Annotated in this window: 10 protein-coding genes; 4 read left to right on the forward strand and 6 right to left on the reverse strand. The window is 67.1% G+C overall.

From position 1 onward, the window contains the following. Positions 1–239 precede the first annotated feature (239 nt). Together ACESK5_RS04255 and ACESK5_RS04260 are read left to right on the forward strand one after the other, a co-directional pair. Positions 240–1,289, forward strand: coding sequence for a glycosyltransferase family 2 protein (locus ACESK5_RS04255; RefSeq protein ID WP_372910300.1), 1,050 nt, complete (start codon positions 240–242; stop codon positions 1,287–1,289). Between the two features lie 181 nt (positions 1,290–1,470). Continuing rightward, positions 1,471–2,541, forward strand: a complete 1,071-nt coding sequence (locus tag ACESK5_RS04260) for a glycosyltransferase (protein ID WP_372910301.1) — start codon at positions 1,471–1,473, stop codon at positions 2,539–2,541. A gap of 46 nt (positions 2,542–2,587) precedes the next feature. Here the strand turns inward: ACESK5_RS04260 and ACESK5_RS04265 are convergent, their stop codons facing one another. Beyond that, on the reverse strand, positions 2,588–3,484 hold the full coding sequence (locus tag ACESK5_RS04265; RefSeq protein ID WP_372910302.1) for a T9SS type A sorting domain-containing protein: 897 nt from the start codon (positions 3,482–3,484) through the stop codon (positions 2,588–2,590). Between the two features lie 199 nt (positions 3,485–3,683). On the opposite strand from ACESK5_RS04265, the gene ACESK5_RS04270 reads away from it, so the two are divergent. Next, positions 3,684–4,655, forward strand: coding sequence for a hypothetical protein (locus tag ACESK5_RS04270; RefSeq protein WP_372910303.1), 972 nt, complete (start codon positions 3,684–3,686; stop codon positions 4,653–4,655). A gap of 70 nt (positions 4,656–4,725) precedes the next feature. Here the strand turns inward: ACESK5_RS04270 and ACESK5_RS04275 are convergent, their stop codons facing one another. The 5 genes from ACESK5_RS04275 to ACESK5_RS04295 form a co-directional block, all read right to left on the reverse strand. Then, positions 4,726–5,454 carry a thiol-disulfide oxidoreductase DCC family protein gene (locus ACESK5_RS04275; protein ID WP_372910304.1) on the reverse strand — a complete coding sequence of 243 codons (729 nt, stop codon included), beginning with the start codon at positions 5,452–5,454 and terminating at the stop codon, positions 4,726–4,728. 60 nt (positions 5,455–5,514) lie between these two features. Then, positions 5,515–6,135 carry a hypothetical protein gene (locus tag ACESK5_RS04280; RefSeq protein ID WP_372910305.1) on the reverse strand — a complete coding sequence of 207 codons (621 nt, stop codon included), beginning with the start codon at positions 6,133–6,135 and terminating at the stop codon, positions 5,515–5,517. Next, the gene (locus ACESK5_RS04285) at positions 6,132–6,857 is read right to left on the reverse strand and encodes a hypothetical protein (RefSeq protein WP_372910306.1); all 726 of its coding nucleotides are present in this window, start codon (positions 6,855–6,857) and stop codon (positions 6,132–6,134) included. Before ACESK5_RS04285 ends, ACESK5_RS04280 begins: the two co-directional genes overlap by 4 nt. A 162-nt stretch (positions 6,858–7,019) precedes the next feature. Then, a complete protein-coding gene (locus tag ACESK5_RS04290) occupies positions 7,020–8,438 on the reverse strand; it encodes a sulfatase-like hydrolase/transferase (protein WP_372910307.1) in 1,419 nt (472 codons plus the stop codon). A 99-nt stretch (positions 8,439–8,537) separates the two neighbouring features. Beyond that, on the reverse strand, positions 8,538–10,040 hold the full coding sequence (locus tag ACESK5_RS04295) for a lipopolysaccharide biosynthesis protein (protein WP_372910308.1): 1,503 nt from the start codon (positions 10,038–10,040) through the stop codon (positions 8,538–8,540). 310 nt (positions 10,041–10,350) lie between these two features. Between ACESK5_RS04295 and ACESK5_RS04300 the strand changes: the two genes are divergently transcribed. Further along, the coding region (locus ACESK5_RS04300) for a PQQ-dependent sugar dehydrogenase (RefSeq protein WP_372910309.1) at positions 10,351–12,751 on the forward strand (2,401 nt) is incomplete at its 3' end.

A 12,751-nucleotide genomic window follows, 5' to 3' on the forward strand; every position in this document is an offset into this window, starting at 1 on the left:
TCCCGTTCAGGTTCGGCGGTCTCGGTACGTCGCTCCTCCGTCTCGTCACCCTCGCCGCCGAGCGTCGAGACCAGGCTGTCCCCGATTCGAGCGACTCTACGGCCGCCTAACCACACGTGCCGGGTCGCTAACCGGTGACGTTCCGGAGTCGTGACAGTTGTGGTCCGTCGCTAACTGTCGGCCCCCTCCGGATACGTCTGCTATAACAAAGCGTCAGCGGACAGTCCTGAACCACAGACGTGTCATCTGATGCCATCGAACCGACGTCGGCGGACGGAGCCGCCCACACGCCCGTAGACCGCTCGGCGCCGACGGTTCCTGCGCCACGGCGGCGCGCGGCGCCCGTCGACGACGTCCCTGCCGACGGCGTCATCGTCGCGATGCCGGCGTACAACGAGGCGGGGACCGTCGGAGAGGTCGTCGCCGCGGTTCGGCCGCACGCCGACCTCGTCCTCGTCGTCGACGACGGGAGCGCCGACGACACGGCCGCCGAGGCCGAGCGCGCCGGCGCACTCGTCGTCTCCCACCCCGCGAACAGGGGGTACGGCGGCGCGCTGAAGACGATTTTCACCGAGGCTGCTGCCCGGGACGCGGCCCACCTCGTCGTCATCGACGCCGACGGCCAGCACACCGTCGCGGACATCCCACGGCTCGTCGCCGCACAGGTCGAGACGGGCGCGAACGTCGTCATCGGAAGCCGCTTCGTCGAGGGCGCGGCGACCGACGCACCGCTGTACCGGCGGCTCGGACTCTGGGTGATCAACGCCCTGACGAACCTGAGCCTCGGCGCGTACCGCCCCGACCAGCGACTCACGGACGCACAGAGCGGCTTCCGCGCCTACGACGCCGTCGTCACCCGGTCGCTCGCCGCCGCCGAGACCATCGGCGACTGTATGGCGGCGAGTCTGGACATCCTCTACCACGTCCACCGACACGGCCACTCGGTCGCCGAAGTCGGGACGACCATCACGTACGACGTGGAACACGCCAACAGCCAGAACCCGCTCACACAGGGGTTCGACCTCGTGTCGGCGATCGTCGCGACGACGGTTCGGGACCGACCGCTGTTCGCACTCGGCGTCCCTGGTGCGATGGCAACCGCTCTCGGTCTGGCCGTCCCCCTGCTCCTCGTCCGACCTGCGGGACTCCTCGGTGGCGTCGGCCTCGCGGGCGTGTTCTGGGCACTCGCCGCCTGTGGCCTCGGTCTCTGTAGTCTCGGACTGTACCGCCATCTCGCGACCCGCCGCGAGCGCCTCGGGAGTCCACCCTACGCCGTCGCCGAAGACTGAGATGTGGAACCGGATTCGCGTCGCGACGGTCGGCCGGACGCGCCGACAGCACCGAGAGCACCGACAGCGAGCCCAGCGCGGCCAGCCTCCGGACGGGACGGGTGAACGTACAGCGGGCGTGGCTGACGACACCGCGTCGACCCGCGAGACTTTTGCCCCGGCGTCCGCCTCGTCTGATACCGTGAAGGTCCTGTTCGCCCCGTACTACCCCTCGAACCCGTACCAGAAGGCGCTCGGCGAGGCGCTCGGGCGCGGGAACGTCACCGTCGACACGGTGACCGACGGCCCGTTCCTCCCGCTCCTCGGGGCGTATCTCCGCACGCGCGACGTCGACGTCCTCCACCTCCACTGGCTCCACGCGTACTTCCACGCGCCGTGGGCGCCGCTGTTCTACCTCCGTGCTGCCGTGCTCGTCGTCCAGCTTCTCGTCCTCCGGCTCCTCGGCGTCCGGGTCGTCTGGACGCTCCACAACCTCACCTCACACGAGTCACCGACGGTGGCGGGGGAAGCCGCGTTCAAGCGCCTCTTCGTCACGCACCTCTGTGACGCAGTCGTCGTTCACTGCGACGTCGCGGTCGACCGGGCCGTCGAGACGTACGGTCTCTCTCCTGCCGCGAGAGCGAAGCTACACGTCGTCCCCCACGGCCACTACCTCGACCGATACGAGACGGAGGGCGACGCGACGGCGGCCCGCGCCGCCCTCGACCTTCCGCCCGACGCGACCGTGTCGCTGTTCTTCGGGATGATCCGGCCGTACAAGAACGTCCCCGCGCTGATCGAGACGTTCTCGCGCGTAGCCGGCGCCGACGACTACCTCCTCGTCGCGGGCAACCCACACGCCGACGAGGTCCGCGAGGCGGTCGAACGTGCCGCCGCTGCGGACGACCGCGTCCGAACGCGACTCGAGTACGTCCCCGCCGACGACGCCCAGACGTACATGCTGGCCGCCGACGCCGTGGTGCTCCCGTTCCGCGACACCCTCACCTCCGGGAGCGCGGTCCTCGCGATGAGTTTCGGTCGCGCGTTCGTCTCCCCCGCTATCGGCTGTCTCCCTGCCCTCGTCGGCGACGACGGCGGGGCCGTGCTGTACGACCCGGACGACCCCGAGGGGCTGGCCGAGGCGCTTCGCTCGCTCGCGGGGCGGGACCTCGCGGCGATGGGTGCACGGAACCGCGAGCGCATCGCCGCGAACGACTGGGACACTATCGCCGACCGGACCGCCGAGGTCTACCGGGACGTCGCCGAGCGGTGACACCGAGGGGAGGAGAGAACGAGAGACGACTACGACCCGGCCGAACTCACCGCCGCGGCCGCAGCCGGACGACGAGCCCCCCGACGACGAGCGTCAGCAGGAGGAGGACGACGCCGGTCTCGGGGAACTGCGTCGACGTCGTCTCGGGCGAGGGAGAGGTGGGTCCCTCGGTCGCGACGTCGCTGGCGACGTCGGTCGTCCCCGCCTGTCCTGCCTGCTCGTTCCTGTCGCCCTCGGCCGCCGTGTCGCCGTCGACCCTGACGGTGAGCGCCTCACTCATGCCGACGTACGGGCCAGGACGACCGACGAGTCGCGCGTAGACGGCGTACTCACCTGCGGGGAGGGCGGTCCGGTCGACTGTCGCGGCGTACAGTCCCTGCCTGAGCTCGGTCCCGTCCGTGGTCACCTCGCGGGTTCCGTCGGTCGCGACGACCTCCACGCCGTGGTACGGGATGTCACCACCGGGGATGACGGTGACGTAGAAGGCGAACTCGTCGGGCCCACCCGCCTCGTCGACGGCGACGTCGACGTCGTGTCGCGAGACGACGAGCCGCTCGACGGCGCGGAGTTCACCAGCGTCCCGGACGACGAGGTAGTACGTCCCCGACGACAGCGCCTCAGTCGGTATCGTGGCGGTGTCGCCGGTGCGGTCGACGACCGTCCGGCGGTCGCCGTTCGCGTCGAACAGTTCGAGACGGGCGTCGCCTGTCGGCGCAGTCACCGTCACGGTGATCGGTTCGTATCCGGAGTGCGGCGAGGTGGAGTCGACGTCGACCGTCGTTCCGCCGAGCGTGACGGCCTCCGCCGGCGTGTGGACACTGACGGTCCCGTCGACGGTGAGGCCGTACGGTTCGGCCGCGTGCGAGTCGAAGGGCGGTCCCCCTGCCGGTCCCGCGAGGACGACGAGGAGGGCAGCGAGGACTGCAGTGGCGTGTGCGCTCATCCCCGACAGAGGGGCGTCCGAGCGCTTAGTTACCCAGTTCGTTACCGCACACGGTCGCTCAAGAGCGGCGGTGACCCCGACCGCGAACTCGAGTCACCCGCCCCCGGACTGTTCGCGAGGTTATGAGCGTCGAAACCACCCACAGTCACCGATTAGTCTGGCTATAGTAAGGACTGATTCGCGCGTACGATTGTGGAAGATGAACGTTCTCACGGTCATGTTCGGCGGGATCGACCTCCACTACCTCGAGCGGTTCGACTGTCGGAACCTGATGCAGGCACAGTACGGCGGTATCGAGGTGGACGAGCTCTGGCAGACGCGCGACGTCTCCACGCAGATAACCTCACAGCTCATCACCGGCCACGACTGGCGGACGAGTGGCGTCACCGGCCGGAAGCGCTACACCGACCCGCAGGCCGAGTGGCTCGAGAAGCACGTCATCCGCCCACGGACCTACCGGAAACCGTTCGTCCACGGCCTCGAGGTCCGGACGCGTCCGCTCCGAGAGGGTCTCTACCGGACGCTCCGTCCCCGCCTGGAGAAGCGCAACTACCTCCAGGTCGACCTCCAGGTGCCGACGCTGTTCGAGAAGATTCCCGACAGTCAGGCGCTGTACGTCCCCGCGTACAACCCCGAACCCTCGTGGGCGCTGGGGCGGAACATCCTCGACCCGCGGCGGTTGCCCGAGTTCGGCGAGGCCGGTGCCGTCGACTTGGCCGAGAAGAACTTCGCGTGGCGCAGTCGGAAGTTCCGCGAGGCGCTCGCCGGCGAACCGCGGCAGTTCCTCATGACGCAGTTCCAGATTCTGGACTCGTACCAGCACCTGTATCTGGTCTACGCCGAGGAGCCAAACCTCGAGAGGGTCGAGGAGATTTACCGGCGCATCGACGCGTTCGCCGGCGAAATCTGTGACCTCGCCGCGGGGACGTACGACCTCGTTGTCTTCTGCTCGGAGAACGGCGCGGCCAACACCTCGCCCGGGAGGACACACTACAACCGACCGTTCTACTCGCTGTCGAAGCCGATGGATCTCGGCGGCCGGACGAACATGCGAGACTTCCACGACCACCTCCTCTCGTGGGTAGCGATGGAGCCGAACCCGGCCACGCTCTCGACCGACGCCCACCGTCACCCGGGCGGCCGAGGGACCGTCCCGGTCGAACTCGGCTGAACGCGTGGGGGATTCGCAGACGCTGTGGCCCCCAGAAAGCTCGACTCCGGTCCGCGAGCGCGCGACGGTGTCAGTCAGCGCGTCGTTCGTCGGGTCGTGAGACGCTACCGTCGGTCCTCGTCGTGCCCTCGTCACCGGGGACGCCAGAGGGCGAGTCGGGGTCGACGGCACAGACGAAGTACGTCGAGCGGTTGGCGGCGATTCGGCGGTACACGCGTTCGCCGACGCGTGCGACCGGACCGAGGTCCATCGCGAAGGTGACTGGAGCGAACACTCTGAACTGGCGGAGGAGTTCGCGGAAGGCCCAGTACCCCTCGTGGGTCCGTCCGTCGGGGGTGAACAGGTACATCGAACGACTGTAGTCGACCGCGTCGTGGTCTTCTCTCTCGGCGTACTCGGACGGGACGTCCGACTGCGAGTAGAACGTCACCGTTCCATTCACGTCGAGATACTTGAACAGGTAGAGGCTGCGCGCACAGAAGAAACACGCCTCGTCGTAGACGACCACGACGGGCCGTGTGGAGACGAGACGCCTGTAGAGGACGTCCCAGGTGAAGAAGAGCAGGAACAGCGGGTAGACGTCGAAGAAGAACGGCCCGATAGCGACGGCGATGACGGCCTGCATCCCGAAGATTCCGAGGACGAAGGGTGCGAGCGGGAGGCCGAGCAGGATGGCCGGGAGGGTCCCCAGTTCGAGGACCAGGGTCCCGATGGCACTCGCCGTCACGAGTGCGGGATGTGAAACCAGGAACTCGCCGACCCCCCACGGACTCGGGTAGTAGAACGTCTCGATGAGCACGATTCGGCTGAGGTTCGTCGCCGTCGGCCACGCCCACAGCGGGCCGAGGATGGCCTTTATCTACCCCGCACCGAAGTAGACGATTCCCATCGTGAGGAGTCCCCACTTCAGCGCGTGGTGGCCGTGAGTCGACGGTTCGTCCGCCTTGAGGTGGTCGTTGAGCGAGGCGAGAGACTGGCTCGCCGTCCGTCGGACTGCGTCGACCGAGAGCTCGTTGTCCCGGTCGTACAGGGCGAAGAAGACGAGTAGATACGCCGCGAGGAACAGCGGCGTGGTCGCGCCCGAACCGTTCTGTGTGAACCGCACGACGCCCATGTGGACGAGGAACGTCGACGCGACGAAGGCGGTGAGGCGGAGGCGATAGCCGACGACGAACAACCCGAGAGCGACCACGGTGAGGAGCTGCTCGGCAGTCAACACCCACCAGAGTTCGGCAGGCGGGACGACGAACGCGTAGGTCGTCGTGTCGAGGACCGGCATCGACAGGAACGCCCGCCAGTCGTACCAGACGATCTTCCAGACGACGTACGAGCCGAGCAGGAACCGGGCGACGGCGTGGTTGATTGGCGACGTCCGGGTGGGGCTCCGGACGTAGTTGACGAAGCCGAGTCTGCCGAGCCAGCCGAGACGGTTGCGGAGGCTGCGACTCTCGTCGTACTCCCCGTGACGCCCAGCGGTCACGCCACCACCCCCCGCGTCGTGCCCGCGGCGGCGTCTGCCGAGACGCGGTCGGCCGCGTCGTCGGTCGCCCGGCCGCGTTCACTGGCCGAAGCGGGCAGGTACTCGTAGACGACCCACTCCTCGTGGGAGACGATGTCCGTCCCCGCCTCGTTGGTCGCGTAGTGCATCTCGTAGACGCAGATGCCGACGAACTCGCCGTACTGCGTCGTGTCGATGCGGTCCCAGCCGACGTCGAGTCCGTGCGGTGGGAACCGGACCGGCCGGAGGAACCGGCCGCCGCGCTCGACAGTCACGCGATACTCGCGTCCCCGTTCGAGGAGGTAGGCCGCGACCTCGTCGTTCGTCTCCTGGTCGTAGACTGTCGCCATCCGCTTCGCGGTACTCGTGGCCTTGATACCGTCGTTGGCGAACGGTGCCTGGCGGTCGTAGTTGAGTTCGCGCCCCGCGTCGTCGACGACGCGGATCTGGTAGCGGACCTCGTCCGCGTCCACGGTCGCCGGGAACTTGTGCCACGCGAAGAACGGTAGGAAGTGGAGGTCCGTGAGCGTCACCGACAGCAGACAGAAGACGAAGAGCAGGACGAACGCCTTCCGGACGCCGGGCCGGTCCTGATAGTGGATGGCGAGTCCGGCCACGACGACAGACCCCAGCAGTGTTACGACGGTCAGGACGGGGACAAGTGGACCTAGCAACTCTACCGCACTGAGCCCGATGAGCACCATGATGTTATAATGATACATATCGAGGATATCGGTATTTGTTACATAAAACAGCGTCAAAAGCACTCGAGGCGCGTTAGAACGTTTCTAACCGAGAACGAGAAGAATATCAAATTTTCGTAAATCACTCGCCGGGGCGACAGTCGGAGTCGACTCTCGGCCGATTCACAGGTAGCCGAGGTCGCGGAGTCGAGCCTCGGCGAACGAGCCGACCACCTCGCGTTCTCCGCGCGCCACGTCCCGTGCCCGGGCCTTCGCGTCGGCCGCGTCGTCGGCGAAGTAGTGGGTCGTCCACGCGGGGAGCGAGACGCCCTCGCCTCTCCGTTCCTCCCAGGACGGACGGCCGGGGTCGAGACGGTACGCGACTGTGTTCCCCAGCGAGTCCCACACGTACTTGTCTTCGCCCTCGTACGTCGCCCGGATGAGCCGGTCGAAGTACGACTCCTCCTCGGGTGTGAGGTCCACCGTCCCGGGCGAGAGTCCGACGACTTCGGCGGCGATGCGTTCGCGGGTGACGTCCGGGAACTCCCCACGGGCGAGGCCGACGAGCAACTCGCGTAACTGGAGGTGCGAGACGAGGTCGGTCACTGTCGTCGGTCGCTCGACGGGCGCGTCGACGACGACGCAGGGGACGTGTAACAGCCCCTCCGAGAGGCTGGAGGTGTGTTCGAACAGGTAGCCGTCGGCCTCGCCGGCCAGGTTCTCGCCGTGGTCGGCGGTGACGACGAACGTCGTGTTCCCGTCGGTTTCGTCGCGAACGGACTCGATGAACTCCACGACGAGACGGTCGAGATACTCGACGGAGGCTCCGTACAACTGTTCGAACCGGTCCAGAAACTCACGATTCTCTTCGACCCGCCCCTCGCGGTTGACCTCCCACTTGACACGGTAGAAGTCGTCGGCGGAGCTCCATCCGCGGGGGACCGAGTGGAGCGACCCGTCGATACCGCGAAACGGGTAGTGCGGCTGGTGGGCGTCCATGAAGTTGACGAACTGGACGAACGGTCCCTCCGTCTCACGGACCTGCCTGAGCGCCTCGTGGGAGACGGTGGTCCCACCCTTGTCGTGGAAGGAGACGGGAAGTCGACCCAGGAGTCGGTTCGCCTGGTAGGCCGCTACGTTCGCAGTGTACTTCCCCAACTGACCGCGGCCGTGGGCCGCGCGGACGTAGTTGACGCCGCGTCGGAGACCGGTTCCCTCGACCCCGAGCGGTTCCCACGCGTCCTGGAAGACCACTTTGGGGTCGACGCCGACGAACCGGTCGAACAGCGTGTCGAAGCCGTACCGCGGTCCGGCGAAGAGGTTCGCGCTCACGCCGAGCGCGGTGTACCCGTCGCGGGCGAGGTCACCGACGACGGTGTCCCCGCGGGAGAGCGTCGCGAAGTCCCTGTTGTGAGTGTGGATGCCGTGCTCGTGTGGGAGCGTCCCCGTCAGCATCGAGGCGTGGCTGGGCGAACTCCACGCCGACGCGGCTCGACACTGCTCGTAGGAGACGTCCGCCTCGGCCGCGAGTCGCGTCGCGAAGCGGTCGAAGTAGTCCTTTCTGACCGTGTCGAGACAGATGAGGACGACGTTCCGTTTCATGTGGGTTCAGGAGGCGCGAGGAGGTCATAGACATGGGCTGGCTAACGTCGAGCGCCCGGAGATTATGTGTCGGCTATCCGCCCGGCCGTCCCCGAGTGTTCAGGCGAGGTTCCGCCGGATGAGCGCGAGCACCGAGCGGAGGTCGTAGTCGGTCGTCGAATCGACGACCAGTACGGCGGCCGCGTACACGCCGATTCCGACGACGACGAGCACGACGAACTCGAGGGCGGGCGCGAGCGTGAGACTCTCGCGAACCGCGTAGACGACACTGCCCATCGCGAGACTCGTCGCCGTCGGGTACGCGAGCGTCCGTGCGAACTGTCTGCCCGTCCCGTCGACGAGCTTCAGCCCCCAGTAGTTCGCCAGTGGCTCGGAGGTCAGGAGGGAGGCGACGATGATCGCTCCGGCGGTCCCGACCACGCCGTAGGCGTCGGTCGCGGGGTAGATGAGGAGTGCGACCACGACGAGTTTCCAGAGCTTCACCTTCGTCTCGAGGTCCGGTCGTCCCAGCGCGCGGAACAGCGGCCCGACGTTCGCGCCGACCGAGAGCAACAGGCCCCAGGCGGTGAGCACCTGCAGGACCGGGACCATCGGCAGCCACTCCTCGCCGAGAAAGCCCGCGACGAACGACGGCGCCGTCACCAGGATACCGACGCTCACGGGAAACGTGAGGAAGCTCGTGAACTGCAGGACGCGGAAGTACGCCGACCGGACGGCCGGCAGGTCGTCCTGGAGCTTCGAGTAGGTCGGGAACATCGTCGAGGAGATGACCTTCGTAATCTCCGTCGCGGGCGCGTTCGCCAGACGGTACGCGAGCTGGTAGAGGCCGAGCGCCGTCGCACCGAGGAACCAGCCGACGAAGACGTCGTCGCCCTGCCCGAGCAGGAACGCCGTCACGGATGCGCCCATGATCCACTTGCCGTAACCGAACAGTTCGCGACCCTTGCCGACGTCCGCACGGAACGACGGGCGATAGTCGTGGATGTGATACGAGACGACCGTCCGCGTCGCGTCGCCCGCGAGCTTCCCGATGACGAGCGCCCACACGCTCCCCGTCGCGAACGCGAGCACGAGCGCGACGCCCACGTCCACGACTGCCCCCGAGAGCTGGTAGACGAACTGGCGGTGGAACTCGAGGTTCTTCTGGAAGTACATCACGGCGGGGTTCCGCAGACCGAGGAGGAGCGGCGAGATGCCGATGGCCCGGACGAGGTCGACGCTCCGCGGCTCGCCGAAGAAGGCCGCCACGTGCGGCGCGACGACCCACGCGACGCCCGCCAGTACGACCCCGCGGACGACCTGCAGCACCCACGCGGTGTCGAGGTACGCATCGACGTTCTCTTCCCGGCGCTGGATGAGTGCCGCGTCCATCCCCAGGTTCGAGAACACCTCCAGCACCGCGAGGGTGAGCAACGCGATTCCGAGGAGTCCGAGCGCCGTCGGGCCGAGCAAGCCGGCGACGACGACGAGGGTGACGAGCTGGAGGCCGCGGGTCCCGGCCGTGATGGCCGACGCCCACAGTCCACTCTTGACCGCTCGCTCCGTGAGGTTCCCGCCCGGTGTCAGCCTGGCGACAACTCCTCGCAATCTACTTCCTGGCACTGGTCTGTCCACCCGTTGCCGGTGTGAGCGTATGAGTATGGCCTGCCCAACCGTCCCGTGGCGGTGACGTTCGTCCCCGGCGAACGGCCGCAGTCGACGACCCGCGGCCGTTCGGGCCTGTCGCGTCGGCGACCGGTCGGCAGTAGAAATAACGTTCATATAACCAGTCAGATACCGGAACGACGAGTCGGTAAATCTGAGCGTTAAGCTCCGATATTATTCTCCACGCACGTTCCGTCTGCAGATTGGTGTGTCTAACTTATTGTCTGTACCGTGTAGGACGAGGAAAGAAACAGTCAGTCGTCCTATCATGACCCGACACCTCCACTCCATCCCTTCCGCCCGCTCGTTCGTCACCGCACTCTTCGCGTTCCTCATGGTGACCGGTTCTGCCGTGGCGTTCGTTCAGGTCGGTGTCGGGACGGTCGCCGGGGCCGCCGCTCCAGTCGACGCTGCCCGACCTGCACTCGACGGGGCCGGCGTCGACTCGAGCACCGGTGGCTCGTTCGCCGCGATCAACGACAGTCACCTCCCCGGCCAGTTCGTCACCGAGACGGTCGTCGGCGGACTGGCACAGCCGGTCATGGTCGAGTTCCTCCCCGACGGGCGGATGCTCCTCCTCCAGAAGGGAGGCATTATCTACATCGTCGACCCCGCGACCGGGCAGAAGGAGGTATACATGCAGTTCCCGAACGGGAGCGGGAAGGACGAACTCGAGGACCGAAACGAGAAGGGCGTCACCTCCATCGCGCTCGACCCGAACTTCGAGGAGAACGGTTACCTCTACATCTACTACACCTACCAAGTCGAGAACCTCCTCGGATACAACCAGATCAGCCGGTTCACTCACGCCGAGAACAGCGGCGGACTGTCTTCTCGCAGCAGTCTCGACTCCGAAGTCGTCATCTGGCGCGACAACGAACCCTGGGAGTCGTGCTGCCACTACGGCGGTGGGATGGGCTTCGGGCCGGACGGGAAGCTCTACCTCGCCACCGGCGAGGAGTTCGACGGCGACCAGGCACAGAACCTCAGTCGTGCGGGCGGGAAGCTCATCCGTATCAACAAGGACGGCACCATCCCGAGCGACAACCCGTTCGTCGACACCCCCGACGCACTTCCCGAGATTTACGCGTACGGTCTCCGGAACCCATACCGCGCCACGTGGGACTTCCCGACCAGCCGCTTCTACATCGGCGAGGTCGGCGGCAACGACAACACCAACGCGTACGAGGACATCCACGTCGGCCGGAAGGGGGCGAACTACGGCTGGCCGAACTGTGAGGGGATGTGTACCGACCCGGCGTACGACGACCCCATCTACACCTACCCGCACGAGGGAACCGGGGCGTCGGTCACCGTCGGAACCGTCTACCGCGGGAACAACTTCCCGAGTGAGTACGCCGGGACGCTCTTCTACGGCGACTACGTCCGCGGCTGGATCAAGTATCTGACGCTCGACTCGAACGGCGACGTCGTCTCCTCGACGGACTTCGCGACCGACGTGGGGTCCGTCGTCGACATCGCGGAGGGACCGGACGGGGCGCTCTACTACGTCGACATCTACTCGGCCGACACCGGCTCCGGCAGCGTCCAGCGCATCGTCTACGACAGCGCGAACGAGGCCCCGGTCATCGACTCGGTGAGCGCCACCCCGACGAGCGGATCGGCCGGCAGCACGGTCGACTTCACCGCCAGTGCGACCGACCCGAACGGGTTGCCGTTGACCTACACCTGGACGTTCGGTGACGGGGCGACTGCGACGGGACAGACCGTCCAGCACACGTACACCGACGTCGGCGTGTACAGCCCCATCGTCGAAGTCTCGAACGGGGAGCGGACGACGACGTCCGACCCCATCACCATCTCCATCGGCGAGCCCCCGACGGCGTACATCGACCAGCCGGCGGACGGAACGCTGTTCCGTGCGGGCGAGACGATCAACTTCAGCGGCTACGCCGTCGACCCCGACGACGGGGCGCTACCCGCCAGCCAGCTCCAGTGGGAGTCGCTCTTCTTACACAACGAGCACACCCATCCGGGGGTCGTCGTCGACGGCGACTCCGGGTCGTTCGTCGTCTCCTCGTCCGGGCACGACTACTCCTCGGACACCGGCTACTCGATCACGCTCATCGCGACCGACTCGGACGGTCTGTCGAACAGCACGAGCGTCCGCATCTACCCGGACAAGGTCAACGTCGCTCTCGACACCAACCAGACCGGACTGAGCCTGACGCTCGACACCATCCCCCGGTCGACACCGTACGTCCACGACACGCTCATCGGGTTCGAACACCAGCTCTCTGCGCCCACAGAGCAGTGCGTCGACGGCGTCCGGTACGAGTTCGTCTCGTGGTCAGACGGCGGCGCACGGACCCACACGTACACCGTTCCCGACACTGACTCGACGGTCACAGCCGACTACCGCCCGGCAGGCTCCTGTGGTGACCTGCCGGTGACGGACGGGCTGGCGCTGCACCTCGATTCGACGAGAGGCGTCACCACCTCGGGCGGGGCCGTGACGGCGTGGGCGGACCAGTCGGGCAACGGGAACGGCCTCTCGGCTAATGGTGGACCGACGCTCGCGACGAGTCCGACGGGCGCACAGGTCGTGCGGTTCGACGGCGTCGACGACGTCGCCTCGCGGACGGGCGGCCTCACGGGCGTCCCGACCAACAACGGCGACCGGACGATGTTCGTGGTCGCGGAGTACC

Origin of the sequence: Salinigranum sp., assembly GCF_041641895.1 — an archaeon.
GTDB lineage: Archaea > Halobacteriota > Halobacteria > Halobacteriales > Haloferacaceae > Salinigranum.

Coding starts and splice junctions, on each gene's coding strand:
- ACESK5_RS04285 (WP_372910306.1), bottom strand. CDS start 6,857: ATGGTGCTCATCGGGCTCAGTGCGGTAGAGTTGCTAGGTCCACTTGTC.
- ACESK5_RS04265 (WP_372910302.1), bottom strand. CDS start 3,484: ATGAGCGCACACGCCACTGCAGTCCTCGCTGCCCTCCTCGTCGTCCTC.
- ACESK5_RS04270 (WP_372910303.1), top strand. CDS start 3,684: ATGAACGTTCTCACGGTCATGTTCGGCGGGATCGACCTCCACTACCTC.
- ACESK5_RS04290 (WP_372910307.1), bottom strand. CDS start 8,438: ATGAAACGGAACGTCGTCCTCATCTGTCTCGACACGGTCAGAAAGGAC.